The organism is Bradyrhizobium sp. Ce-3 (genome assembly GCF_022835695.1).
GTDB lineage: Bacteria > Pseudomonadota > Alphaproteobacteria > Rhizobiales > Xanthobacteraceae > Bradyrhizobium.
Genome location: NZ_BQUV01000001.1, coordinates 1242960 through 1265584, shown reverse-complemented (window position 1 = coordinate 1265584; position 22625 = coordinate 1242960). Strand labels below are relative to the sequence as shown.

Sequence of the window (22625 nt, the reverse complement as noted above, 5' to 3'; positions counted from 1 at the left end):
GGAAAGACGAGGGACGGCATGCCACGCATATTGATGACCGGCGCATCGGGGGGAATCGGAACAAGCCTGCGCAAGCTGCTGCCGCCGATCTATCCGGACCTCTTGCTGAGCGACATCAAGCCGCCCTCCGATCTCCGCAGCGACGAGACATTCAAGGCCGCCGATCTTGCCGACCTCGCACAGGTCGAGGCGATCTGCGAAGGCGTCGACGGCATCCTGCATTTCGGCGGCTATTCGGTCGAAGGCTCGTGGGACGCGATCCTGCAGGCCAACATCATCGGCGGCTACAATCTGTTCGAGGCGGCGCGCAAGCAGGGCGTCAAGCGCGTGATCTTCGCCTCGTCCAATCACGCGGTCGGCTTCTATCCGCGCCATCACCGCATCGGCACCGACGTCACCGCGCGGCCGGACAGCCGTTACGGGGTCAGCAAGGTGTTCGGCGAGGGCGTCGGCGCGCTCTATGCCGACAAGCACGGCATCAAGGTGACCTGCATCCGGATCGGCAATTTCGGCGAGGCGCCGCTCGATCACCGCAGGCTCTCGATCTGGCTCAAGCCGGAAGACCTGGTTCAGCTCTGCCGCATCGGGCTGGAGCACCCGGACATCCATTTCGAGGTGCTGTACGGCGCCTCCTACAACGAGCGCTCGTGGTGGGACAATCACCGCGCCTACGATCTCGGCTATCGCCCGACCGGGCGTGGCGAAGACTTCCGCGAGCATGCGATGGCCGAGCAGGCCAAGCTGCCGCCGGATCCGGTCGGCGATTACTACCAGGGCGGCACGTTCTGCAGCATGGAGTTCGACGGCGACCGGACGAGGGTGATCGACTGGAAGAAGTGATCAGTCGTCGCACTGCGGCAGCTGCTTCACCGCCTCGGTGTGCTCGCGCTGCGGCTCGTTCGCGCTCTTCCCGGAAGCCTTGGGTGAGCTTCCGGGCCCGTCATAGGTCTGGGAAAAGTGGCTGAGCGGGAAGCTGAGGCTGATCTTCTGCCCGGTCAGGTTCTTGGCTTCCACCGCGATCGTCTGCGCGTGCTTCAGCCGTTCGATCAGCTCGCCATTGGCCTCCAGCGTGCCGCCGCAGCCAAGCGTGTAGCAGTGCGTCCTCGCGATCTGCATCGGCTCGTCCTGATCGATCTTGAGGCTGATCGTGCCTTCCAGCATGGTCCGCGTGCCGACATTGGCGGTGAGCAGCGCGCGCGTGCTGGTCTGCGGCGAGATGCTGATGGTGCCGCCCGACGGCACGCACTGGCCGCGCGCGGACGCCGCGACGAAGCAACTCGCCTCAGTCAGGCAAGTCTTGCTCCAGGGCTCGTAGGTGAGCTCGGTGGCGCGCTGATCGGCCGCCTCAGCAATTCCGCCGAGCACAGGCTGCACGGCGAACGATCCGATCAACAAGGCCACATAGCGCATCGCCGTCTCCTTCACGAGGGGGCCGCGTATCGCGCTATTGCGGCTTTTTGTCGTTGGAGATGCGGACGAGATAGTCCGCCTTGCTGTACTGCATGTGATCGACGCAGAGCTGCGCCAGCGCCCAGCTGTCGCGGCCCTTCAGCAGTTCGATCATCAATTCGTGCTGGCGGCGCGACAGCGCAAGGCCTTCGCGGTCGGCGAGGTTCTTGGCGCGCATCGGCAGCGTCAGGTTCATGTAGTCCTGCAGCGAGCGGACCAGGTAGGGATTGCCGCACGCGGAGAACAGCGCGAGGTGGAACGCATCGTTGGTCTCGTGGATGCCGCGCATGTCCTGCGCGTCGGCCTTGAGGCAGTAATGCCGTTGCAGCTCGCTCAATTGCTCGATCAGGCCGTCCGGCGCGGGCAGGGCAATCATCAGCGCGGCCTGGCGCGTCAGCATCTCGCGCACCTCGTAAATCTGCCGCACTTCCTCAGCCGAATAGAACCGCACCGTGGCGCCGACATTCTTCTCGCGCAGCACGATGCCCTGGCGCTCGAGCTGGAACAGCGCCTGGCGGACGAAATGCCGGCTCGCGCCGTAGCGCTGCATCAGGGTATCCTCGACCAGCCGCAGGCCGGGCGCGAAGCGGCCGAAGATGATGTCCTCCTCCATCCGGCGGATCACCTCCGCCTGTTCCTCCTCACGCGAGAGGGTCTGGAGTTCGGGCAATGTGGGCTCGGCTGTCATGCGCCCTCGGCTTCGGATCGACGCCGGAGGTCAGCATGACGCCAGGGCCATTGTCAATAATGGGGGCGATTTTGCCGCAGAGCAGCCCCGCTGCCGCGTCAGATTATCTCATATTGACAATAATTCCGGTCGCTCCTTAAGTGCGGCCGGACAACCACGGGATCAAAGAGTATGGCCGACGGACTTCGCAAGGGACTGACCAGCTATGGTGACGCCGGCTTCTCACTGTTCCTGCGCAAGGCGTTCATCAAGGCGATGGGCTATTCGGATGATGCGCTCAATCGTCCGATCGTCGGCATCACCAACACCTACAGCGACTACAATCCCTGCCACGGCAACGTTCCGCAGATCATCGAGGCCGTGAAGCGCGGCGTGATGCTGTCGGGGGCGATGCCGTTCGTGTTTCCGACCATCTCGATCGCCGAGAGCTTCGCGCATCCGACCTCGATGTATCTGCGCAACCTGATGGCGATGGATACCGAGGAGATGATCCGCGCCCAGCCGATGGATTCGGTGATCGTGATCGGGGGCTGCGACAAGACCCTGCCGGCACAGCTCATGGCGGCGATCAGCGCCGATCTGCCGACCGTGGTGATTCCGGTCGGGCCGATGGTGGTCGGTCATCACAAGGGCGAGGTGCTCGGTGCCTGCACCGATTGCCGCAGGTTGTGGGGCAAGTATCGCGCCGGCGAGATCGACGACAACGAGATCGAGGCGGTGAACGGGCGCCTTGCGCCGTCCGTCGGCACCTGCATGGTGATGGGCACGGCCTCCACCATGGCCTGCATCACCGAGGCGCTCGGGCTGTCGCTGCCGATGAGCGCGACCATCCCGGCGCCGCATGCCGAACGCTTCCGCTCCGCGGAGGCCAGCGGTCGCGTCGCCGCCGAAATGGCCAAGACCAAGGGACCGAAGCCAAGCGAGATCCTGACGCCGGCTTCGTTCCGCAACGCCCAGGTCGTGATGCAGGCGATCGGCGGCTCGACCAACGGGCTGATCCACCTCACCGCCATCGCCAACCGTTCGCCGTACAAGATCGATCTTGAGGCGTTCGACAGGCTCGGCCGCGAGGTGCCCGTGCTGGTCGACCTCAAGCCGTCGGGCGAGCACTACATGGAGCATTTCCATCATGCCGGAGGCGTGCCGAAGCTGATGGCGCAACTCGGCGACCTCATCGACCTCGATGCCAAGACCATCACCGGACAGACCCTGCGTGAGGTCGTCGCCGGCGCAGAGGACGTGCCGGGGCAGGATGCGATCCGCTCCAAGGCGAACCCGATCAAGTCCGAAGGCGCGATGGCGATCCTGCACGGCAATCTCGCGCCGCGCGGTGCCGTGATCAAGCAGTCGGCGGCGAGCCCAAAACTGCTGCAGCACACCGGCCGTGCCGTGGTGTTCGAGTCGGTCGAGGACATGACGCTGCGGGTCGACGATCCCGCGCTCGATGTGACCGCCGACGACGTGCTGGTGCTGCGCAACGCCGGCCCCAAGGGCGCGCCGGGCATGCCGGAAGCGGGCTACCTGCCGATCCCGAAGAAGCTTGCGCGCACCGGCGTCAAGGACATGGTCCGCATCTCGGATGCGCGAATGAGCGGCACGGCGTTCGGCACCATCGTGCTGCACATCACGCCGGAGTCCGCCGTCGGCGGTCCGCTCGGGCTGGTGCGCAACGGCGACATGATCCGGCTCGACGTCGCCAAGCGCAGCATCGATCTGCTGGTCGACGAGGCAGAATTGCAGAAGCGGCGCGCGGCACTGGCACCGGCCGGCACGCCGGATTGGGCCAGGCGCGGCTACGCGCATCTTTTCAACGAGACCATCCTGCAAGCCGACGAGGGCTGCGATTTCGACTTCATGCGCGCCAAGGGGAAGTAGCCGACGTCGTTCGGCGTGCTAGCCGAATTGTCGATAATTTCGGCAGCGCGGCGCTCGATAGCGGCGACGATCGTCTGATTCCTTCTGTTTTATTGACAATCCCGCGGGACTGGTGGGATGATCGGGTCAATCAAAAACAGGGGGAACGTCGCGATGGGCTATTCAGCCAAGATCGTCGGGATCGCCATGGCCGCTGCCGCGTTGCTGCTGCCCGCGCGTGCCGGCGCGCAGGAGGTCAAGCACTTCCGCTTCGCCTATGACCAGCCGCGCAACACCGGCTACTCGGTCGCCGGCGATCTGTTTGCCGAGAAGCTCAAGGAATTGAGCAAGGGGACGTTGATCGTCGATCAATATCCCGGCGCGCAACTCGGCCAGGAGCCGCAGCTGCTGCAGCTCGTCAAATCGGGCGATATCGAGTTCGCGATCATCTCCTCCGCCAACACCGCGACGATCTCGCCGCAGGCCGGCGTGATGTCGCTGCATTTCCTGTTTCGCAACGATGCCCATGTGATCAAGGCGCTGGCGGACCCGCAGGTGTTCGACGCCATCAAGACCATGATCGACGAGACCGCCCAGGGCCTGCATGTGATCGGCACCGGCTCGCAGGGCGTGCGCCACATCTACAGCAAGCGGGAAATCCACAATGTCGGCGACCTCAAGGGCATGAAGGTCCGGGTGCAGGCGACCGCGACCGAGGACACCATGTTCCCGGCCTATGGCGCGCAGACCGTCCACATGCCGTTCGGCAGCGTCTACACCTCGCTGCAAACCGGCGTGGTCGATGCCGCCGAGAACAGCATCAATGTCTATCTCGTCAACAAGCACTATGAGGTCGCGCCGGTGCTGTCGATCACCGAGCACGAGGCCAACAACGCGCTGCTGTTCGTCTCCGACAAGCTCTGGCAGAGCCTCTCCGCCGAGCAGAAGCAGTGGGTGCAGGCTGCGGCCAACGAGGTCAGTGCCAAGGAGCCGCAGAAAGCCTTCGAGCTGGAGCGCAATGCGCTGACCAAGCTGAAATCGTTCGGCGTCAAGGTGGTCGAGGACGTCGACAAGAAGAGCTTTACCGCGATTGCCGATCCCTATCTCGACAAGCTCGCCAAGGATCTCGGGCCTCATGCGGAGAAGATCAAGAATTTGATCCGCGCGATCAATTAGCCAGCGTCGTCCCGGCCTAGTGCGCAATTGCGCACGGGGGCCGGAACCCATACGCCGCGGCCCTACAGTTGAGCGATAAGGTCGCCGACTTTCTGCAAGCAACTCGCGCCGGGGGTATGGGTCCCGGCCTTCGCCGGGACGACGGGGAATTTCGGGCATGGCCATCGCCGACAAACTGGTGCTGCAACGGCAGCGGCATCTGAAATGGCGGGCGCTCGACCGGCTCGAGCTGATCCTGATGATGCTGTGCGGCCTGCTGTGCTTCGGCTTCTCGCTCTCGGTCACGGCCGACATCGTCACGCGCACCATCGGTCATCCCTGGCTGTGGCTGCAGGAGGTGACCTCGACGCTGTTCATCTATGCGATCTTCATCGGCGCCGCGGTCGCGACCCGGCGTAACGATCATCTCTATCTCACGGCGATCTCGGAGGCGATGCACGGCAGGTCGCGGACATTCGTCGAGATCGTCATTCGCGTTGTCGTGCTGGGCGTCGCCTTCTGCCTGGTCTGGTATGGCTACCAGAACTACCTGCGCGGCTTCGGCAGTTTCCGCCTGCCGTCGGGCACGCCGATCGCCTCGCTCTATGCGGTGATCCCGCTGTCGGGCATCCTGATCGGCCTGTTCACGATCGAGCAACTCGTCAACGGCGTCCGCAACGGCTTTGATCATCCGGAACCGCCGGATGACGATCTTCCAATTCCCGCGATCAACACCAGCGCAACCTCGGGAGTGCAGCCGTGAGCGCACCGGTCGTGCTTGCGCTGATGTCGTTCTGCTTCCTGTTCTTCGGCTATCTCGGCGTGCCGGTGCCGTTCTCGCTGATGGCCGGCGTGTTCGTCGGCGCGATTCTGTCTGATGTCTCGCTGGCGGCGATCATCCAGAAGATCTTCGACGGGGTCGATTCCGAGGCACTGCTTGCGATCCCCTTCTTCCTCTTGGTCGGCGAGCTCATGAGTTCGGCGAATGTCGTGGTTCGTATCGCCAATCTGTCGGTGTCGCTGGTCGGCCATATCAGGGGCGGGCTGTCGCAGGTCGTGGTCGTGTTCAGCATGTTCTTCTCGGAAATGTCGGGCTCGACCACCGCCGACGTCGCGGTGATGAGCCGGGCGCTCGGCGGGCCGATGAAGCGCGAAGGCTACGAGCCCGCCTTCATCGCCGCGATCATCGCCTCGGCCTCGACGATCGCGGCGCTGGTGCCGCCGAGCATCACGGCGGTGGTCTATGGCGCGGTCGGCAATGTCTCGATCGCCGGCCTGTTCATGGCCGGCGTGGTCCCCGGCCTGATGATCGGCTTCGGGCTGATGATCTATTGCTACTTCTTCGGGCCCTCGGGCTTGCGCAAGCCGCGGGCGCCGCTGCGCCAGGTCGTCTTCGCTGCCGGCGACGCCGCGCTGCCGCTGATGATCCCGGTGATCCTGCTCGGCGGCATCCTGACCGGATGGTTCACGCCGACCGAGGCCGGCGTGGTCGCGGTCGCCTACATCATCATCGTGGTGATCCCGGCGCTGAACCGCGGGCACCTGAAAAAGATCCCGTACGATTTCTGCCTCGCCGGTCTCATTTTCTCGCTGCCGCTGATCACGATCGGCGCGGCGAACGCGTTCGGCTGGATGCTGGCCTATCTGCGCGGCGCGATCTACATCGCCGACTGGATCACCTCGATCGCCGGCAACGATCCGCATCTCATCATGCTGCTGATGGTGCTGCTGTTCACCGTGGTCGGCGATTTCATCGAGCCGGTGCCGACCATCATCATCTTCATGCCGCTGGTGAATGCGCTGACCCAGGCCGGCGACATCAACGGCGTGCATATGGGCGTGGTGCTGATCGCGACGCTGGCTTTCGGCCTGATCACGCCGCCCTACGGGCTGGTGCTGCTGATGGCGTCGAAATTCGTCGGCATCAGCTTTGCGAAGGCGCTGCGCGCGGCGTTGCCGATCTATGTCGTGTTCCTGGTCACGATCTGCTTCACGATCTACTTCCCGAAGGTCGTGCTCTGGCTGCCGAAGCAGGTGATCCCGGAATCGGTCGGGTGCTTCAAGGCACCCGGCGGCACGGGATACATCTGCCCGAATTAGCTAGACCTTTATTTCGACTTGCTGGTGAACTTCTTCACGGCGACGCGGAAGTCGTCGGTATGCATGGTCGCGATGATCTTGTGCTCCTCGGCGTCGAGCTGCTGCCTGGTCGGCGTGGTGGCGGCCTGATAGACCAGCGACTTGGTTGCCGCGATCGCTGCGGGCGGATTCTTTGCCAGGCGTTCGGCGAGCTGCCGGGTGGCCGCCTTCAGCTCGGTCGCGGGGACGGTCTTGACCACCAGCCCCCATTCATAGGCCTGCTGCGCGGTGAAGCCGTCTTCGGCGAGGAAGATCTGCAGCGCGCGGCGGGTCCCGACCGTACCGACGATGCCGACCGTGCTGCCGCCGTCCGGCGACACGCCGATCTTGGCATAGGCGGGCGTGAAGCGGGCATCGTCCGCGGCGATGCAGAGGTCGGTCACGAAGGCGAGGCCCATGCCGGCGCCGGCCGCCGAACCATGCACGCTGGACAGCACGATCTTCGGCATCCGCCGCACCGTCTCGATGAAGGCGTGGTAGTGGTGCAGCATCTCGCCGACCACGGGGGTGACGTTGTTGGCTTCGGTCGCGGCGCCGATGGTCTGCAGGTCGCCACCGGCGCAGAACGCGCGGCCTTCGCCCTCGATGATTATGACGCGGACATCCTTGTTGGCTTCGACCTCGGCGCTGAGCTGCTCGAGCTTCTTGGCGATCGTCAGGTCGATCGCATTGAACGCGGCCGGCCGGTTCAGCGTGATGGTAGCGATGGCGCCGTCGATGCGGAGCAAAGCGGGGTCGTTGGCGGAGGCGGGTGCTGGCATATTGAAGACCTTGGGCTTGTTATTTCCGGGCATTTAAGGCCTTGGCGGGAGCCGTGGCAATCCGGCACGGCCGCCGGAGGCGCGGTATCGGGTGGCCGGAATTGCCGGAGACCCCTTGCATCAGCGCGAGCCATGAGGCCAAATGCCCGCCAGCCTTCGGTACGCAGACACGAGCGCTGTGGGGACGGGCAAGCAAGCTAACATCAACAAGAGGAAACGGCATGGGTCACTCCTGCTCGCGCGCATTTGGGTTGTTCCGATGACAGGCTCCGTCATCATCGTCGGCGCCGGCCACGCCGGCTTCCAGCTCGCGGCGTCGCTGCGCCAGGCTGGCTTCGCCGAACGCATCGCCCTGCTCAATGACGAAGGCCATCTGCCGTATCAGCGGCCGCCGCTGTCGAAGGCCTATCTGAAGGGGACCGGCGGGCCCGAGACCCTGATGTTCCGGCCCGAGAAATTCTACCACGACAACAAGATCGAGCTGATCACCGATCGCGCGCACGCGATCGACCGCAACGCGCGAAAGGTGGCGCTCGCCTCCGGCACCTCGCTCGACTACGGCCATCTGGTGTTCGCGACCGGCGCGCGGAACCGGCTGCTCGATATTCCCAACGCCAAGCTCGACGCAGTCCGCTATTTGCGCATCCTCGACGAGAGCCAGGCGCTGCGCGACTTGATCGCACCCGGCATGCGCGTCGTGGTTATCGGCGCAGGCTTCGTCGGGCTCGAATTCGCCGCCACCGCGCGGGCCAAGGGCCTCGAGGTCGACGTGGTCGAGCTGGCCTCCCGCGTGATGGCGCGGGCGGTGACCGCGGAGATTTCCGAATTCTCGCAGGCGCGCCACGCTGCGGCCGGCATCCGGATCCATCTCGGCGTCCAGGTCACGGCGATCGAGGCCGATGGCGCCAGGGTCACCGGCGTCAGCCTGAGCAACGGCACGCATATCCCGGCCGATCTCGTCGTGGTCGGCGTCGGCGTGCTGCCGAATGTCGAGCTTGCCGCCCAGGCCGGGCTGCCGGTCGCATCCGGCATCATCGTCGACGAGCATCTGCTGACCGCCGATCCCAATATTTCCGCGATCGGCGATTGCGCGCTCTATGCCAGCAAGCGGTTCGGCGGATCGCTGCGGCTGGAGTCGGTGCAGAACGCGACCGACCATGCGCGCTGCGTGGCGTCGCGGCTGACCGGCAAGACCGAGGTCTATGACGGCCTGCCGTGGTTCTGGAGCGACCAGGGTCCCGACAAGCTGCAGATGGCTGGTCTCACCACCGGCTATGACCGCGTCGTGGTGCGCGGCGACCGTGCGGCGGGCGCGTTCTCGGCGTTCTGCTATCGCGGCGACAAATTGCTCGGCATCGAGTCGGTCAATCGCGCCGGCGATCACATGTTCGGCCGCCGGCTGCTCGGCGCCGGCGGTTCGATCACGCCGGAGCAGGCGGGGGATCCCGGGTTCGATCTGAAGGGTGCGCTGGCGCAAATGTAAGCCGTCGTCCCAGCCGAGTGCGCGATTGCGCACGGAGCCTGGACCCATACTCCGCAGCCTACGTTGTGAACGGGACTAGTCGTTCCGGCGCCGCACAACAATTAAGATTTGTGGTTATAAGTCCCGGCCTGCGCCGGGACGACGGGTGGAGAGAGCGGCCTTCACCTCTTCGACCGTCGGCATGGACGGTGCTGCGCCCATTCGCTGCACGCAGATCGACGCAGCGATGTTGGCGTAGGACATCGCGGCCTGGATCGGCTGTCCCTCCGCGAGCAGGGCCGCGACCGCTCCGACAAAGCAGTCACCTGCGCCGGTGCTGTCGACCGCCTTGACGGCGCGGCCCGGATCGACGTGCATGTTGCCGTTGACGAGGGCCACGATGCCGCGTTTGCCCAGCGTGACGCAGACGATCTGATCGTCGCGGGCTTGCAGCAATCGCGCGGCTTCCATGAAGGTCTCGTTTTTGTCGCCGTCCTTGAGCTCGCGCCCGGTCAGAAGGCCGAGCTCGGTCTCGTTGAGGATCAGGACGTCGACCAGATCGAGCAGGGCCTTGTCGGCCTGTTTCGCCGGCGCCGGATTAAGGATCGTGGTGGCACCGGCGGCGCGGGCGCGGCTGAAGAATGCGGCGATCGTCGGCAGCGGGATCTCGAACTGGCTGACCGCGACGTCACCCTTGGCGAGGATCGGTGCCGCCACATCATCGACATCGACCAGTCCGTTGGCGCCCGGCACGACGACGATCGTGTTGTCGGCATTGGCAAGCGTGATGATCGCCGTGCCCGAATGTGTGCCGCCGGTGTCCTTGACGAAGGAGAGGTCGACGCCTTGCGCGGCAAGGAAGGTTCTGAGCTCCCGGCCGAACGCGTCAGTGCCGAGCCGGCCGATCAGCGTGGTCGGCATGCCGAGCTTGGCCGAGGCCACCGCCTGGTTGGCGCCCTTGCCGCCTGGAAAATACAGCACGGCCTCGCCGGCGACGGTCTCGCCGATCCGCGGATGGCGCTCGGCGGTCGCCACCACGTCCATGTTGATGCTGCCGGCGACGAAGACGCGCCCCATGGCCTAGCCCCATTCACTATTGTCAGGCCTCGGTGCGGAACTCCTGCTTGACCGCCGCGATATCGGCGAGCGTCGGCAGGCCGGCTTCGTTGCCGAGCTTCTGGATCTTGTAGGTCGACGCCGCACGCGCGAACTTGAAATGCTCATGCCAGCCTTTGCTCGGATTCGAGAGGTAGGAATAGATGTAGGCGCCATGGAAGACGTCGCCGGCGCCGTTGGTGTCGATCACGCGCTCGCGGGGGATCGGAAACGCCGGCAGCGTGCGCACCGTGCCCGCCTCGTCATACCAGAGCAGGCCGCGCTCGCCCATGGTGACGCCGCCGACCTTGCAGCCGCGGCTCTTGAGATAGTCGAGCATCTGCTCCGGCGTCTTGTCCATCTGCTCGCACAGCCGCTCGGCGACGATCGCAACGTCGATGAATGCCAGCAACTCGTGGGTGTTGGTGCGCAGGCCGCCGCCGTCGAGCGAGGTCAGGATGCCGTCCTCCCGGCACAGCTTCGCATAATGGATCGCGGCATCCGGCTGGTGGCCGTCGATGTGAAGCGCACGGCAGCCCTTGATGTTCAGCAGCGGAAAGGGGTGGATGTGCTGGTCGTCGCGGCAGCGGACGATGGCGCGCTTGCCGTCATGGGGCATGATGAAGGACAGCGAGGACGAGTTCACCTTGCGCGGGTGGAACGAGATGCCGTAGCGGTCGGCCATGTCCCAGAACATCCGCCCCAGCCAGTCATTGGCCATGGTGGCGATCAGGTCCGGCTGGACACCGAGCTTGGCGCAGCAGAACGCCGCGGTCACCGCGTTGCCGCCGAACGACACCGCATAGGCGTCGGCGACGTGCTTCTCGTCGCCGACAGGCATGTGATCCGTGATGAAGGTGACGTCGATATAGGTCTGTCCGATGAAGAGAGCCTGCATTCGCTTTCCGTCGTCGCTTGGGTGGGCCCGGCCGACGATGAGAGTAGCACCGCTGGTCGGCTGATATCGCTGAAATTATTCGCAACCCTGCTTGGTTTACAGCTAGAGATGATGGAGCCGCCGGGCCATTCTGGCATGCGGCATAACGGCCGGCGCCAGTCCGTGGTTCCGGGGAGCGTCAGGGAGAGCACAATGACGGCAGATTCGGGGAGGCAGCAACCATGATCACCGGTCTCGATCACGTCGTCGTCCTGACCGGCGATATCGCCGCTGCCGGCGCCGCCTACGAGACGCTGTTGGCGCGGTCGCCGGCCTGGCGCAACAGCGGCGACGGCGCCGACCGTGTGCTGTTCACGCTCGACAACACCACGCTGGAATTGATGGCGCCGCGCGGCGACGACGAGGCAGCCCAGCGCGTCCGCAGTGCGCTGGTCACGCAAGGCGAGGGGCTCGCGAGCCTTTGCTTCCGCACCAGCGATATCGCCAGGACACACCGCAGGCTCGAGCGGCTGACGCTGAAGCCCGAACCGGTCGCCGAGGTCGAGAGCCGCGACGAGGCCAGCGGCACCACGCTGTCGTGGAAGCGCACCCGCGCGGCGACCGACGCGACGCGCGGCGTGCGCATGTTTTTTATGGAGCGCGAGCAGGAGCGGCCGCTGTCGGTGCGCACCACGCCGGCTTCGATCACTGCGATGGATCATGTGGTGGTCTCGACCGCCGACCCGGAACGCGCCGCCGCACTCTATGGCGCGCGGCTCGGGCTCGACATGGCGCTCGACCGCTCGCATCCGGAGTGGGGCCGACTGATGTTCTTCCGCTGCGGCGACCTCGTGGTGGAGGTCACGCACCGGCCGGGCAAGGAACACAACAAGGCGCAGGTCGATACGCCGGACCGGCTGCGCGGGATCTGCTGGCGCGTCACCGACATCGATGCCACGCGCGCGCGGCTGCTTGCCGCTGGCGTCGACGTCTCGGAGGTTCGCACCGGCCGCAAGCCCGGCACGCGCGTGATGACGGTGCGCAACGGCACATGCGGCGTGCCGACGCTCCTGGTGCAGCCCTCGCAGGGCAAGCCAGACTAGGCCGCGTTCGTTCTGCGTGTCGTCACGGCAGCGGGCGCGGAGGGGAAATGATTTTCTCGTCATTCCGGGGCTCGCGAAGCGAGAGCCCGGAATCCATCAAGCAACATGTTCCGTGGATGGATGGATTCCGGGCTCGTGCTGCGCACGCCCTCAGGTGCGCAATTGCGCACCGGGGAATGACGAAGGCGCGAAATATTCCCGCATGGCTGTCGCGACAACATTCGTTCTCAAACGGCGCGCGTCATGCTACACTCATCAGTTCAGCATCACCGGGCGATCGATTTTGGCGAAGGCAAAGCGAATACAGAGATGGCAGCGTGACCCCCAGGGGATGCGGCTGCGGATTCTCGAGGCGGCCAAGCAGGAATTCGCCGCCCATGGCCTCGCCGGCGCGCGGGTCGACCGCATTGCGGCCAATGCGGACGCCAACAAGCGGATGCTGTACTACCACGTCGGCAACAAGGAGGATCTCTATCTCGAGGTGCTGGAAGGCGCCTACGAGAAGATCCGCAGCGAGGAGCGCACGCTCGATCTCGAGCATCTCGATCCGCCCGAGGCGATCGGGCGCCTGATCGACTTCACCTGGAACTATTTTCTGCGCAATCCCGAGTTCCTGGCTTTGTTGAACACGGAAAACCTCGCCAAGGCAAAACACCTGAAGCGCTCGACCAAGGTCAAGTCGATGCACTCGCCGTTCGTCGAGATGATCCGCACCGTGGTGACGCGCGGGGTCGAGAGCGGCGATTTCCGGGTCGCGGTCGATCCGGTGCAGCTCTATATCTCGATCGCCGGGCTGGCATTCTTCTACCTCTCCAACAGCGCCACCTTGAGCGTGATCTTCGGCCGCGACCTGCTCAAGAAGGACGCTCGCGACGAACGCCTTGAGCACATGACCGCGCTGGTGCTGGCGGCGCTGACCGGCAAGTCTACCGCAGCGTTCGGCGGGGCCATGCCGCTTCTGCGCTCGGCAGAACACCGGGTGGTGTGAACGCGCGCCAGTTCCCCGTAGCCCGGATGCAGCGAAGCGTAATCCGGGAGGGCTCTCGCTGCGGATGGCCTGTCCCGGATTTCGCTGCGCTTCATCCGGGCTACGCAGCCCTTCATCGATAAAAATCTCGCCTGACGAAATCAGCATGTTCCGCCGTGATTTTGTCGCGTGCGAGGGGCTGGACAGTATTTATCCAACGGGTTAATTTCTAGCCGAACAACAGAGACTGCAAAGGGAGCGTGACGTGGCGGAGGCAAAGAGCCCTTCGGGCCTGTCGAAGGTGCTGAATGCGGCGTGGGTGCGCCCGTTCCTGTTCCTGGTCGTCATCGTGGCGGCGTGGGATCTCTCGATCCGGCTGTTCCACATTCCGGCCTATCAGATCCCGTCGCCCGGCGACGTCGTCGCGGTGCTGATCAGCGATTGGCCGGAACTGCTGCGGCAGTCCTGGCCGACCACCTACGCGACGATCTGCGGCTTCCTGCTCTCGGCGCTGTTCGGCATTCCCACAGCGATGCTGATCGCGGGCTCGAAGACGGTCGAGAGCTACGTCTATCCGCTCCTGGTGTTCTCCCAATCGGTGCCGAAGATCGCGATCGCGCCGCTGTTCGTGGTGTGGTTCGGCTTCGGCATCATCCCGAAGGTGATCTCCGCGTTCCTGCTCGGCTTCTTTCCCGTGGTGGTCTCGGCGGTGCAGGGCTTCAAGTCGGTCGATCCCGACATGGTCGATCTGGCGCGTGCGATGCAGGGCAGCCGCTTCAAGGTGTTCTGCGCGGTCAACCTGCCGCACGCGATGCCCGCGATCTTCTCCGGCCTGAAGGTCTCGGTGACGCTCGCGGTGGTCGGCGCCGTCGTCGGCGAGTTCGTCGGCTCCAATTCCGGCATTGGCTATGTGATGCAGCGCTCGATCGGCACTTTCGACCTGCCAACGATGTTCGCGGCATTGGTGATCCTGGCGCTGCTCGGCGTCATCCTGTTCTGGATCGTCGACCGCATCGAGCGGCTGGTGATCCCCTGGCACGTCAGCCAACGCGCCGACATCAGCTTCGCTTCCTAGCGCAGCAATCGAACAAGCGGCTCATTCAAGGGCCGGGGACAATCAAGGGAGAACAACCATGAAGCGTTTGATTGCGATCGCAGGCGCCGCATTGGCCTGGACCGCGCTTGCGGTGGCGCCGGCGTCCGCGGCTGACAAGGTCGTGCTGATGCTGAACTGGTACGTCTATGGCGAGCACGCGCCGTTCTATTACGGCAAGGCCAAGGGCATCTACGCCGCAGAAGGCATCGATCTGGAGATCCAGGAAGGCCGCGGCTCGGCTGCGACCACGCAGGCGGTCGCCGCAAAGACCGCCGATTTCGGCTATGTCGACGTGCCCACGATGATGCGCGCGGCGGTGAAGGGCGCACCTGTCATCGCAACCGGCGTGCTGTTGCAGACCAGCCCGATGTCGGCGATGGGCTTCGTCGACAAGAACATCAGGAAGCCGGAGGACATCAAGGGCAAGACGGTCGCGATCACCCCTGCGGATTCGATGACGCAGATCTGGCCGCTGTTCCTGAAGAAGACCGGGCTGAAGGAAAGCGATTTCACCACCGTCGCCGGCGACGGCCAGACCAAGCTCAACGCGGTCATCAACGGCCAGGCCGATCTCCTGCTCGGCTACGTCATGGACCAGTCGATGAAGATCAAGGACGCGACGGCTAAGGACGTCTATCCGATCAAGTTCGCCGACTACGGCATCAACATGGTGTCGTCGGGCATCATCGCGAACTCGGATTACGTGAAGGCCAATGCCGACCTGGTCCGCCGCTTCATGTCGGCGACGACAAAGGCGGTGGAAGCCGCCGAGAAGGATCCGAAGGCCGCGGCGCAGTCGATCCTCGACGCCAATCCGAAGGGCGGCAAGATCGACACGCTGACCCAGGGCTTCGAGCTGACGATTCCGCTCTATCGCACGGCGGAGACCAAGGACAAGCGGCCGTTCCAGGTCACCGACCAGAACATGACCGAGTCGGTCGATCTGATGGTCGAATATGGCGGCCTCGACGCCAAGGCCAAGGCCAATCCGAAGGCGTTCTACACCAACGACTATCTGCCGAAGGGTAACTCGTGAGCAGTCACCCCCCGCTGTCGTCCCTGCCGAGTGCGCGATTGCGCACAGAGCAGGGACCTATAACCACAGACCGCAATTGTTATGGAAGGTCTCTACCTAAGTGCCCGAACGAGAAGCCGCGGCGTATGGGTCCCTGCTTTCGCAGGGACGACGGGTGGAGAGGGCTGTGATGAACCCTGCAACCAAGCCAACCGATATCAACCAGCCAGCAGCCCATCTCCGCCTGGTATCGGACCGCGCCGCTGGTGCTGCGCCCGGGATCACGCTGTCGGGCGTGTCGAAGACCTACCGGTCGCGCGACGGCGATGTGCCGTCGCTGCGGCCGCTCGACTTCACCATCAATGACGGCGAGTTCTTTGTCGTGGTCGGGCCTTCCGGCTGCGGCAAGTCCACGCTGCTCAAGATGATCTCGGGCCTGCTGCCGCCGACATCAGGTGAGGTGCTGGTCGACGGTGAAGTGGTGACCAGGCCGCATGGCAATGTCGGCATCGTGTTCCAGAACGCCCTGCTGCTACCGTGGCGCAACATCCTCTCCAACGTGATGCTGCCGATCGACATGAAGCGGCTCGCCCGCGACAAGTATCTCGCTCGCGCCAAGGCGCTGCTGAAGCTGGTCGGGCTCGAAGGCTTCGAGAAGAAGTTGCCCTGGCAGCTCTCCGGCGGCATGCAGCAGCGCGCCTCGATCTGCCGCGCCCTGGTGCATGATCCCAAGATCATGCTGATGGACGAACCGTTCGGCGCGCTCGATGCCATGACGCGGGAGCGGATGAATGTCGAGCTGATGCGGATCCAGCGCGAGACCGGCAAGACGGTGCTGCTGATCACGCACTCGATTCCGGAAGCCGTGTTCCTCGCCGACCGCGTGCTTGTGATGACCGAACGTCCGGGCGCGATCGCGGCGATCTACGACGTGCCGATGCCGCGGCCGCGCTCGCTCGAAACCATGTCCGATCCCGTCTTCACCGAACTGGTGCAGCGGATCCGCAAGCATTTCTTCACGCAGGGATCGCTGGATTAACACCCGAGCCTTCGATGTCGCCTCGCCTCAAAGTCAATGATATCGCCTTCTTCGAACGGCCGCTGGCCTTCGCGCGGCCGTTCCGCTTCGGCGCGGTGACGATCACCGCGTCGACGCAGCTGTTCGTGCGGGTCGAGATCGAGGTGGAGGGCAAGGGCCGCGCGACCGGCGCCAGTGCCGAGATGCTGGCACCGAAATGGTTCGACAAGCGGCCGCATCTGACCGAGGCGCAGTCGCTCGACGGGCTTCGCCGTTCGCTCGCGATCGCGCGCGAGCTCTATCTGGCGAACGAGAGCTTTGATACCGCGTTCGGCCTGCATGCCGCGTGCATCGGGCCGCAGGTCGCGGCCTGCACTGCGGAGGACATTCCGCCGCTCGCCGCCGGCTTCGGCCCGGCCGAGATCGACAAGGCGATCCTGGATGCGCTGTTGCGCGCGACCGGCGTGAATGTCTTCGACGGCATGGCCGGCAATATTGCCGGCATCGATGCACGGTTGACGCCCGATCTCGACGATGTGGCGATCGCGCGGTTCCTGTCGGCGCGCCGGCGGCTCGATCGCGTGGCCGTCAGGCACACGGTTGGAATGGACGACAAAGTTGAAGGCGAGGGCGGTGTGGCCGACCGCAACGAGAACGCCGGTGCGCGCTATTTCAAGCTCAAGCTGAACGGCGATCCCGCCCACGACGCCGCGCGGCTGGCGCGGATCGGCAGCGAGCTCGCAACGCTGCCCCACGCCGTCAAGGTGACGCTCGATGCCAACGAGCAATATACCGACCTTGCCGCACTGAGCACGCTGGTCGACCGGCTCGATGATGACGCGGCGCTGCAGCCGATCGCGGCAAACCTGCTCTATATCGAGCAGCCGATGCCGCGCGATATCACGAAGGCGGCGCCGATCTGGCGGCTTGCCGCGCGCGACTTCATCATCGACGAGGCCGATGATTGCTACGATGCGTTCCCGCAGGCGCGGGCGCTCGGCTATCGCGGCATTTCCTCGAAATCGTGCAAGGGCATCTACAAGGCGATCATCAATGCCACGCGCGCGGCGGCATGGAACGCCGATGGCAACGGCCGGTATTTCATCAGCGGCGAGGACCTGACCTGCCAGGCCGGGCTCGGCGTGCAGCAGGACCTTGCGCTCGGTGCGCTGATCGGCGTCCCCCATGCCGAGCGCAACGGCCATCATTACGTCGACGGCTTTGCCGACACCCCGGCCGATGAGGCCGATGCGTTTCTCACCGCGCATCCCGATCTCTATGCGCGCGCGGGCGGCAAGGTCCGCCTCGCGATCCATGACGGCGATCTCCTGACCGGATCGATCGCCGCAGCATCAGGCTTTGCCAGTTCGGTCCATCCGGATTGGTCCACCATGCAGCCGCTCAAGCGGCCCACACCACGCCTTTCGCAGGAGCAGATAGTATGACGACCAAACGCCTCGGCCTGATCATGAACGGCATTACAGGCCGGATGGGTCTCAACCAGCATCTGATCCGCTCGATCGTCGCGATCCGCGAGCAGGGGGGCGTGCTGCTCGCGAACGGCGACCGCATCATGCCCGATCCGATCCTGGTCGGTCGCGACGCCGAGAAGGTCGCCGCGTTGGCAAGGCGCTACAATATCGAGCGCCACACCACCGATCTCGATCGCGCGCTCGCAGACAAGGGCGACACCGTGTTCTTCGATGCCGCCACCACGCAGGCGCGGCCCACACTGCTGACCAAGGCGATCAATGCCGGCAAGCATGTCTATTGCGAGAAGCCGATTGCGACCAATCTGGAGGAGGCCATCGCGGTGGTGAAGCTCGCCAACGCCAAAGGTCTCAAGCACGGCACAGTGCAAGACAAGCTGTTCCTGCCGGGCCTGAAGAAGCTCGCCTTCCTGCGCGACTCCGGTTTCTTCGGCCGCATGCTCTCGGTGCGCGGCGAGTTCGGCTACTGGGTGTTCGAGGGTGGCTGGCAGGAGGCGCAGCGGCCGTCGTGGAATTACCGCGCCGAGGATGGCGGCGGCATTATTTTGGACATGGTCTGCCACTGGCGCTACGTGCTCGACAATCTGTTCGGCGAGGTCGAGAGCGTGGTCTGCATCGGAACGACCGATATTCCCGAGCGCTACGACGAGAAGGGCAAGAAGTATCAGGCGACCGCCGACGATTCGGCCTACGCCACATTCAGGCTGAAGGGCGGCGTGATCGCGCATATCAACATGAGCTGGGTGACGCGGGTCTATCGCGACGACCTCGTCACCTTCCAGGTCGACGGCACCCATGGATCGGCGGTGGCGGGCCTCACCGACTGCGTGATCCAGGCGCGCCAGGCGACGCCGCGGCCGGTGTGGAATCCGGACGAGAAGCGGATGCACGATTTCTATGCCGACTGGCAGAAGCTGCCGGAGAATGTCGTCTACGACAACGGCTTCAAGGAGCAGTGGGAGATGTTCATCCGCCACGTCTGCGAAGATGCGCCCTACAAATGCACCCTGCTCGAAGGCGCCAAGGGCGTGCAACTTGCCGAATGCGCACTGAAGAGTTGGAAGGAGCGGCGCTGGATCGACGTCGCCCCGATCGTGGTCTGAGAGGGACTTTTGCCATGAACAAGCCAGTGCTGCCGACGTCCTCCCTGTCGCTGAAGCTGCCGACCGCTGACGGAGGCATCGAGACCTATCGCCTCGCGGCGTCGCGGACCTTTCCGACGAAGCTCGAGGGGACGCTCAATCGTGTTGCGTTCTCGGCCGCCCATGTGGTCGCCGATCCGCGGGCCGACGTCGATCCCTGGCTGACCGCTGCGATCGACTGGGACAGGACGATCGCGTTCCGCGAGCACGTCTGGGACCTCGGCCTCGGCGTCGCCGAGGCGATGGATACCGCGCAGCGCGGCATGGGGCTGGATTGGCCGGCCTCGCTGGAATTGATCCGGCGCTCGGTGAAGGCGGCGAAGGCCAAAGGCAACGCGCTGGTGTTCTCCGGCGCCGGCACCGATCATCTCGCGGTGGAGCATGCCAAATCGATCGACGACGTGATCCGTGCCTATGAGGAGCAGATCGCAGCGGTCGAGAAAGCCGGCGGCCGCATCATCCTGATGGCCTCGCGCGCGCTGGCCAAGCTCGGCAAGAATCCGGAGGATTACGCCAAGGTCTACGATCGTGTGCTGTCGCAGGTCCGTGAGCCCGTGATCATCCACTGGCTCGGCGACATGTTCGATCCGGCGCTGTCGGGCTATTGGGGGACGGCGGATCTCGACAAGGCGATGGATACGGCGGTTGCGATCGTCAACGCCAATGCCGCCAAGGTCGACGGGGTCAAGGTCTCGCTGCTCGACATGCAGCGCGAGATCGAGATGCGGCGGCGGCTCGATCCGCGGGTGAAAATGTATACCGGCGACGACTTCAACTATGCCGAGTTGATCGCCGGCGACGACAAGGGCTTTTCCCACGCACTGCTCGGTATCTTCGATGCCATCGCGCCCGCCGCGTCCTATGCGCTGTCGCGGCTCGCAGCCGGCGACGAGGCCGGCTTCCACGGCGTGTTGGGACCGACGGTTCCGCTGTCGCGCCACATCTTCAAGGCGCCGACGCGCTTCTACAAGACCGGCATCGTGTTCATGGCCTATCTCAACGGGCACCAGGATCACTTCACGATGGTCGGCGGGCAGGAGAGCACGCGCTCGACCCTGCATCTCGCCGAGCTGTTCCGGCTCGCCGACAAGGCCGGACTGCTCGCCAATCCGGAACTGGCGACGCAGCGGATGAAGACCGTGCTCGCGACGCGGGGCATCGACGCCTGATGCGCGACTTTTCCAACGACCATCGCTGGCTGTCGCTGAACACCGCAACCGTTCGCAAGCAGGGCGATCTCCTGGCCATCATCGAGGCCTGCGCACGCCACGGCATCCGCGCCATTGATCCCTGGCGCGACCAGGTCGCCAGCGTCGGCCTCGATCGCGCCGTGCGCGCGGTGAAGGATGCCGGGCTCGATCTCTCGGGCTATTGCCGCGGCGGCATGTTCACCGCCGATGGCGCGCATCGCGGCGAGGCGCGCGACGACAACCGCCGCGCGGTCGACGAGGCTGCGGCGCTCGGCGCCTCCTGCATCGTGCTCGTGGCCGGCGGCCTGCCGCAATATTCGCGGCCGGGCAGCGCGGCGTCCAAGGACATCGCGACCGCGCGCAATCAGGTGCATGACGGCATCGCCGAGATGCTCGACTATGCCAAGCAGGCAAAATTGCCGCTCGCGATCGAGCCGCTGCATCCGGCCTATGCAGCCGACCGCGCCTGCGTGAACACCACGAAGCACGCGCTCGACATCTGCGACGCGCTCGATCCCGCCCGCAGCGGTGCGATCGGGGTCGCGCTCGACGTCTATCACATCTGGTGGGATCCGGAGCTGACGGGCCAGATCGCGCGCGCCGGCAAGGATCGCCTGCTGGCGTTTCACGTCTGCGACTGGCTGGTGCCGACCAAGGACATCCTCAACGACCGCGGCATGATGGGCGACGGCGTGATCGACATCAGATCGGTCCGCGCGATGGTCGAGGCGCAGGGTTTTGCCGGCTATTCGGAGATCGAGATATTCTCGAACGACTGGTGGGGCCGGCCGCTGGACGAGGTGCTGCGGACCTGCATCGAGCGGCATCGGACGGTGGTTTGACCGAGCGACCGGGTCGGTGGACAAGGCGAAGCGTGCCCGTTATTGCGGGGGCTGTGGGTGGCAACGGCACTGCGGGCCGTTGAACCCCGCGGTCCGGACCATCGGAGCACGACATGCGCTTGAGCGATTGCCACAATTTCCATGATTTCCGTGACCTGGCGCGGCGGCGGCTTCCGGGGCCGATCTTCGACTATATCGACGGCGGGGCGGACGATGAGGCGACGCTTCGGCAGAACACCGCGAGCTTCGAGCGCTGCGACCTGGTGCCGAATATCCTGCGCGGCGTCGAGAACGTGGATCTCTCGGTCACCGTGATGGGCCAGAAGCTGGCAACGCCGTTCTATTGCTCGCCGACCGCGCTGCAGCGGCTGTTTCATCATGATGGTGAGCGGGCCGTCGCCGCGGCGGCGGCGAAATACGGCACGATGTTCGGCGTGTCCTCGCTCGGCACCGTGAGCCTGGAGGAATTGCGCAAGGCCTACGCGACGCCGCAGGTCTATCAGTTCTACTTCCACCGCGATCGCGGCCTGAACACGGCGATGATGCAGCGCGCCAAGCAGGCCGGCGTCAACGTCATGATGCTGACGGTCGACAGCATCACCGGCGGCAACCGTGAGCGCGATTTGCGCACCGGGTTCTCGATTCCGTTCCGGCTGACGCTCGGCGGCATGCTGCAATTCGCCATCAAGCCGGCATGGGCGATCAACTACGTCACCCATGAAAGCTTCAAGCTGCCGCAACTCGACGAGCATGTCGACATGAGCGGCGGTGCGATGTCGATCGGGCGTTATTTCACCGAAATGCTCGATCCGGCGATGACATGGGACGACGTCGCGCAAATGGTCCGGCAGTGGAATGGCCAGTTTTGCCTCAAGGGCGTCATGTCGGTGGACGATGCCAAGCGCGCGGTCGAGATCGGCTGCACCGGCATCATCCTGTCCAATCACGGCGGACGGCAGCTCGACGGCTCGCGGGCGGCGTTCGACCAGCTGGCCGAGATCGTCGATGCCGTGGGCGACCGGATCGATGTGATGATGGACGGCGGCATCAAGCGCGGCAGCCACGTGCTGAAGGCGCTGTCACTGGGGGCCAAGGCCGTCGGCCTCGGACGCTTCTACCTCTATCCGCTGGCATCGGCCGGCCAGGCCGGCGTCGAGCGCGCGCTTGGTCTGTTGCAGGCGGAGCTGGTGCGCGACATGCGGCTGATGGGGTGTTCCTCGATCAGCCAGCTCTCCCGCGCAAACCTGCGGTTCAGATAGAAGCGCGGCCGGCGACCTTAACT

Annotated in this window: 21 protein-coding genes; 16 read left to right on the top strand and 5 right to left on the bottom strand. The window is 64.9% G+C overall.

The annotated features are described in order from the left end of the window. Positions 1–18 precede the first annotated feature (18 nt). Complete coding sequence (locus BRSPCE3_RS05750; protein WP_244064763.1) at positions 19–840, top strand: NAD(P)-dependent oxidoreductase; 822 nt, start codon at positions 19–21, stop codon at positions 838–840. Here BRSPCE3_RS05750 and BRSPCE3_RS05745 read toward each other — a convergent pair whose 3' ends face one another. Together BRSPCE3_RS05745 and BRSPCE3_RS05740 are read right to left on the bottom strand one after the other, a co-directional pair. Then, positions 841–1410 carry an invasion associated locus B family protein gene (locus BRSPCE3_RS05745; RefSeq protein ID WP_244064761.1) on the bottom strand — a complete coding sequence of 190 codons (570 nt, stop codon included), beginning with the start codon at positions 1408–1410 and terminating at the stop codon, positions 841–843. Positions 1411–1444: 34 nt separating this feature from the next. Further along, positions 1445–2137: a GntR family transcriptional regulator gene (locus tag BRSPCE3_RS05740; protein ID WP_244064760.1), complete on the bottom strand. Its 693-nt coding sequence runs from the start codon at positions 2135–2137 to the stop codon at positions 1445–1447. Between the two features lie 171 nt (positions 2138–2308). Here BRSPCE3_RS05740 and BRSPCE3_RS05735 point away from each other — a divergent pair, with 171 nt between their 5' ends. From BRSPCE3_RS05735 to BRSPCE3_RS05720, 4 genes are all read left to right on the top strand, one after another. Continuing rightward, positions 2309–4012, top strand: a complete 1704-nt coding sequence (locus tag BRSPCE3_RS05735) for an IlvD/Edd family dehydratase (RefSeq protein WP_244064759.1) — start codon at positions 2309–2311, stop codon at positions 4010–4012. Positions 4013–4165: 153 nt separating this feature from the next. Further along, entirely contained in the window at positions 4166–5167 is a 1002-nt protein-coding gene (locus BRSPCE3_RS05730) for a TRAP transporter substrate-binding protein (protein ID WP_375709861.1), read from the top strand. Between the two features lie 157 nt (positions 5168–5324). Next, positions 5325–5909 carry a TRAP transporter small permease gene (locus tag BRSPCE3_RS05725; RefSeq protein WP_244064757.1) on the top strand — a complete coding sequence of 195 codons (585 nt, stop codon included), beginning with the start codon at positions 5325–5327 and terminating at the stop codon, positions 5907–5909. Continuing rightward, complete coding sequence (locus BRSPCE3_RS05720) at positions 5906–7246, top strand: TRAP transporter large permease (RefSeq protein ID WP_244064755.1); 1341 nt, start codon at positions 5906–5908, stop codon at positions 7244–7246. The genes BRSPCE3_RS05725 and BRSPCE3_RS05720 overlap by 4 nt, the downstream gene beginning before the upstream one ends. Positions 7247–7254: 8 nt before the next feature. On the opposite strand, the gene BRSPCE3_RS05715 is transcribed toward BRSPCE3_RS05720, so the two are convergent. After that, positions 7255–8046: an enoyl-CoA hydratase/isomerase family protein gene (locus BRSPCE3_RS05715; protein ID WP_244064754.1), complete on the bottom strand. Its 792-nt coding sequence runs from the start codon at positions 8044–8046 to the stop codon at positions 7255–7257. 259 nt (positions 8047–8305) lie between these two features. On the opposite strand from BRSPCE3_RS05715, the gene BRSPCE3_RS05710 reads away from it, so the two are divergent. After that, the gene (locus tag BRSPCE3_RS05710) at positions 8306–9529 is read left to right on the top strand and encodes an NAD(P)/FAD-dependent oxidoreductase (protein ID WP_244064753.1); all 1224 of its coding nucleotides are present in this window, start codon (positions 8306–8308) and stop codon (positions 9527–9529) included. Between the two features lie 114 nt (positions 9530–9643). Here BRSPCE3_RS05710 and BRSPCE3_RS05705 read toward each other — a convergent pair whose 3' ends face one another. Both BRSPCE3_RS05705 and BRSPCE3_RS05700 read right to left on the bottom strand, forming a co-directional pair. Next, positions 9644–10585, bottom strand: coding sequence for a ribokinase (locus BRSPCE3_RS05705; protein WP_244064751.1), 942 nt, complete (start codon positions 10583–10585; stop codon positions 9644–9646). Positions 10586–10607: 22 nt separating this feature from the next. Next, positions 10608–11501, bottom strand: coding sequence for a sugar kinase (locus BRSPCE3_RS05700; RefSeq protein ID WP_244064750.1), 894 nt, complete (start codon positions 11499–11501; stop codon positions 10608–10610). Between the two features lie 221 nt (positions 11502–11722). On the opposite strand from BRSPCE3_RS05700, the gene BRSPCE3_RS05695 reads away from it, so the two are divergent. From BRSPCE3_RS05695 to BRSPCE3_RS05650, 10 genes are all read left to right on the top strand, one after another. After that, positions 11723–12583 carry a VOC family protein gene (locus tag BRSPCE3_RS05695; protein ID WP_244064747.1) on the top strand — a complete coding sequence of 287 codons (861 nt, stop codon included), beginning with the start codon at positions 11723–11725 and terminating at the stop codon, positions 12581–12583. Positions 12584–12866: 283 nt separating this feature from the next. Continuing rightward, positions 12867–13571 carry a TetR/AcrR family transcriptional regulator gene (locus BRSPCE3_RS05690; RefSeq protein WP_375709860.1) on the top strand — a complete coding sequence of 235 codons (705 nt, stop codon included), beginning with the start codon at positions 12867–12869 and terminating at the stop codon, positions 13569–13571. Between the two features lie 244 nt (positions 13572–13815). Next, entirely contained in the window at positions 13816–14625 is an 810-nt protein-coding gene (locus BRSPCE3_RS05685) for an ABC transporter permease (RefSeq protein ID WP_244064744.1), read from the top strand. A gap of 58 nt (positions 14626–14683) precedes the next feature. Continuing rightward, the gene (locus BRSPCE3_RS05680) at positions 14684–15682 is read left to right on the top strand and encodes an ABC transporter substrate-binding protein (RefSeq protein ID WP_244064742.1); all 999 of its coding nucleotides are present in this window, start codon (positions 14684–14686) and stop codon (positions 15680–15682) included. A 169-nt stretch (positions 15683–15851) separates the two neighbouring features. Then, a complete protein-coding gene (locus tag BRSPCE3_RS05675; protein ID WP_244064741.1) occupies positions 15852–16700 on the top strand; it encodes an ABC transporter ATP-binding protein in 849 nt (282 codons plus the stop codon). A 14-nt stretch (positions 16701–16714) separates the two neighbouring features. After that, complete coding sequence (locus BRSPCE3_RS05670; protein WP_244064740.1) at positions 16715–18124, top strand: hypothetical protein; 1410 nt, start codon at positions 16715–16717, stop codon at positions 18122–18124. Then, entirely contained in the window at positions 18121–19272 is a 1152-nt protein-coding gene (locus BRSPCE3_RS05665; protein ID WP_244064738.1) for a Gfo/Idh/MocA family protein, read from the top strand. The genes BRSPCE3_RS05670 and BRSPCE3_RS05665 overlap by 4 nt, the downstream gene beginning before the upstream one ends. A 14-nt stretch (positions 19273–19286) precedes the next feature. Then, positions 19287–20480, top strand: coding sequence for a dihydrodipicolinate synthase family protein (locus BRSPCE3_RS05660; RefSeq protein ID WP_244064736.1), 1194 nt, complete (start codon positions 19287–19289; stop codon positions 20478–20480). After that, the gene (locus BRSPCE3_RS05655; RefSeq protein WP_244064735.1) at positions 20480–21343 is read left to right on the top strand and encodes a sugar phosphate isomerase/epimerase; all 864 of its coding nucleotides are present in this window, start codon (positions 20480–20482) and stop codon (positions 21341–21343) included. The genes BRSPCE3_RS05660 and BRSPCE3_RS05655 overlap by 1 nt, the downstream gene beginning before the upstream one ends. Positions 21344–21456: 113 nt before the next feature. After that, positions 21457–22602 carry an alpha-hydroxy acid oxidase gene (locus BRSPCE3_RS05650; protein WP_244064734.1) on the top strand — a complete coding sequence of 382 codons (1146 nt, stop codon included), beginning with the start codon at positions 21457–21459 and terminating at the stop codon, positions 22600–22602. Positions 22603–22625: the final 23 nt, after the last annotated feature.